The organism is Streptomyces sp. NPDC055287, from assembly GCF_053646035.1.
The window spans coordinates 1-2,896 of sequence record NZ_JBSHNE010000110.1 but is presented as its reverse complement, the minus strand read 5'-3'; the positions used below and the strand labels follow the sequence as shown (position 1 = coordinate 2,896).

Sequence of the window (2,896 nt, the reverse complement as noted above, 5' to 3'; positions counted from 1 at the left end):
CGCCGCCACTCCGCGCTCGGCTACCGCACACCAGCCGAGTTTGAACAACAACTGATCACGACACCTACGCTGTCACTCGTCGCATGAAACACGGTATCCACTCCCCGGGATCAACCTCACTTAAAGCTTGCCCCCAGGCTTCGCCCGAAGCTAGTCGGAGAACAGGGAGCGCTCCAGCACTGGACCTCGGATCGAGGCAGTGGGGGACACGAAAGTGCGCTTCACATTGCCGGACCCCCGTTACCCAAGGTGAGCAACCCGCCACCATGTGCTGTGCCGCGTAGGTCAACTTGCTTGAGGCCGTGAGGCTTCCCGAACCGGTTCAGGACCGGCTTCGGCCGTGACGAGCTGGTGCGCGGGAGGCGGCGCCGTTGAGCGCCAGCACGACGGAGGGACCAACCATCATGCCTCGTCGTCGTGGTTGTGCAGGCGCTGGTCCAGGTCGCTCACCCAAAGCTGGGCCCAGGCGCGCAGCTCGGCCGTCTCCCCTTCGGTGAGTCCGTACGCCGCGAACTCGTCGTCGTCGGCCCACTCCGCACCGATCAGTCGGTCTCGGAGGTCTTGAAGGCGAAACTCGTCGCGGCCGTGCCGCCTGCCGAGCCGTTCCAGCTCATTGCTGGTGCGGTGGCAGGAGGCTGCGTGTACGTCGATCAGGTCGCGGACGGCGCCGCGGTCGGCCAGGGCGCGGACCTTGGTGCCGATGACGGAGTCGAAGGCGAGGACCGGCCCGTACTCGGTCTGGGCCGGGGGTGTCCAGAAGTGTTCTTTGAGGACATCGACCTCGCACTCGTCGCCGGTGTCCGGGTCCGCGGCAATCAGACGGGCCGACAGTGCGTCTACATCGATCACGCGCACACCCCAGCCCCGCGAGACCAGGCCCTGCTCCAGGCTGGCGATGATCTCCGCCATCGGAGCCGGGTTCTCGGTGGCGACGTCGAGATCCTGGCTCAGGCGCTCGACGAGACCGTGCGCCTGGACGGCGTACCCGCCGGTAAGGACGAGGGGGAATGGGGAGCCGATGTCGATGACGGCGGCCAGGAGCCGGCGGTGCAGGTCGCTCAGTTTCACGCGGCGGCTGATCCCGCGGTCGGCAGCTCGGGGAAGGCTTCCTCCCAGACCTGCCGCAGGTGCCTGCTGACCAGGGTGCGCAGAACGGGCCACTGGGCCAGGAGGAGGTCGCGGTTCAGCAGGGTCACGAGGTCCTCGTGCTGCCCTTCGGCCAGGACGGTGCGGTACAGGCCCATGCGAAGGCGTGGGCGGTCGAGGTCGTAGGTGCGCAGTCCAGACCAGGCGACGTGCAGCGGCAGCTCGACCGCGCCGTGCTTCGGGCCTGCGAGCTTGTCCAGCGAGGCAGGCAGTCGGCCCGCGTACCGGGCGTGCAGCACCTCGGCGGCCGAGGACGCCGCACCTGTGGAGGAGAGCATGACCATGGACCCGATTATCCCCCGCCCCGCCCGTCTCCGGAACCGCAGAGGAGAACAGCCATCCCGCAGGGCGGTTCGCGATCCGGCAGGCGTCCTGACCGGAGTGTCACCCGCGGGTGACACAGATGCGGGCACCCTGGTGGATCTGGGGCTGTCGCGGCGGGCGCTGCGCGAAGTCCACGGCCGGCTCGACGACCTCACCACCCTGGTCACCGACCGGCTCACACAGCCGCCCAGACCGGACACGTCGAATGGCCCGAAGTGCGCGCCATCGTGGGCCAGGCCGTCGACGAGCTCCGCCGCGAACCGCTTCCTGCCACCGGCGCCGACGACACGGGCGGGGGGTGACGGCGGCGCTCTGGAACGGGCACTCACTGACGCCGAGCGACATCCCGCTGACACGAACGCGGTACGGCACTTGGTCGACGAGATGGCCGCCGCCCGCGGAAGGCTGGGACAGATCGCCCTCGAACTCGCCCCGCCCTACCTCTCCGAACAACAAGCCGTCGACACCATCCTCGCCCGCCTCGCCAACGACATCGGCAGCGACCCGAAACCATCCTCGCCGTACGCCGCTACGCCCTCACCGGCGACCGCCGCGCCCTCGAAGGCACCTAGCTCAACCGGGCACACGGCGGCGGGCACCAATGCCGGTCAATCCTCTGCAGGAGAAAGCGCGCAACGTCTCGATCGCGAGGTCGGGCGAGACTCAACACTGCCGCATGCCGGTCCACGCGGGAGAGGCGGCCCGTACACATCCCAGGACCGCGGGGCGGGCCAGCCGGCCCGACACCGGCATCGGCCGTGTGGCAGCCCTGCGGTGCGGGCACCGGGGTGATCCTTCGCTGGTCGCGGGTAGGTTGCCTCTCTATACGTTCGACGGCAGACAAGAGGCAGCACATGGCGGCGCGGCGCGGTAGTGAGGGTGGGGGTCTGCCGTCGGCGGTGGTGGACTGCGCGCTGTATGAAGACGGGAAGCGGATCCCCGGGCAGGTGAACCTGGGCAGGATCATGGAGCGGATAGACCCGCAGGCGGGGCGGTTCGCGTGGATCGGCCTGTACGAGCCGAGCGAAGAGCAGCTGCAGGAGGTTGCCGGGGCCTTCGGCCTGCACCCGCTGGCGGTCGAGGACGCCGTCCATGCGCATCAGCGGCCCAAGCTGGAGCGCTACGGTGACATGCTGTTCCTGGTGCTGAAGTCGATCGTCTACGTCGACCACGAGAAGGTCACCGCGACCAGTGAGATCGTCGACACCGGCGAGATCATGGTGTTCGCCGGCCCCGGGTACGTGATCACTGTCCGCCACGGCAGCGCCCCGTCACTGGTCGGCGTCCGGCAGCAGCTCCAGGACGACCCGCGTCAGCTGGGCTGCGGGCCTGCGGCCGTCCTGCACGCGGTCGCGGACATGGTCGTCGACCGCTACCTCGAGGTGGCTGATGCCTTCGCCGGTGATGTCGACACCCTGGAGAGCGA

3 protein-coding genes are annotated in these 2,896 nt (G+C 69.0%); 1 reads left to right on the top strand and 2 read right to left on the bottom strand.

Translation table 11 applies throughout. The annotated features are described in order from the left end of the window. Positions 1 to 402 precede the first annotated feature (402 nt). Together ACWIHY_RS40130 and ACWIHY_RS40125 are read right to left on the bottom strand one after the other, a co-directional pair. A complete protein-coding gene (locus ACWIHY_RS40130; protein ID WP_454381682.1) occupies positions 403 to 1,068 on the bottom strand; it encodes a nucleotidyl transferase AbiEii/AbiGii toxin family protein in 666 nt (221 codons plus the stop codon). Further along, positions 1,065 to 1,430 carry a hypothetical protein gene (locus tag ACWIHY_RS40125; protein ID WP_454381680.1) on the bottom strand — a complete coding sequence of 122 codons (366 nt, stop codon included), beginning with the start codon at positions 1,428 to 1,430 and terminating at the stop codon, positions 1,065 to 1,067. The genes ACWIHY_RS40130 and ACWIHY_RS40125 overlap by 4 nt, the downstream gene beginning before the upstream one ends. 987 nt (positions 1,431 to 2,417) lie before the next feature. Here ACWIHY_RS40125 and ACWIHY_RS40120 point away from each other — a divergent pair. Beyond that, positions 2,418 to 2,896: CorA family divalent cation transporter (locus tag ACWIHY_RS40120; RefSeq protein ID WP_454381678.1), on the top strand; the 479-nt coding region annotated here is incomplete at its 3' end.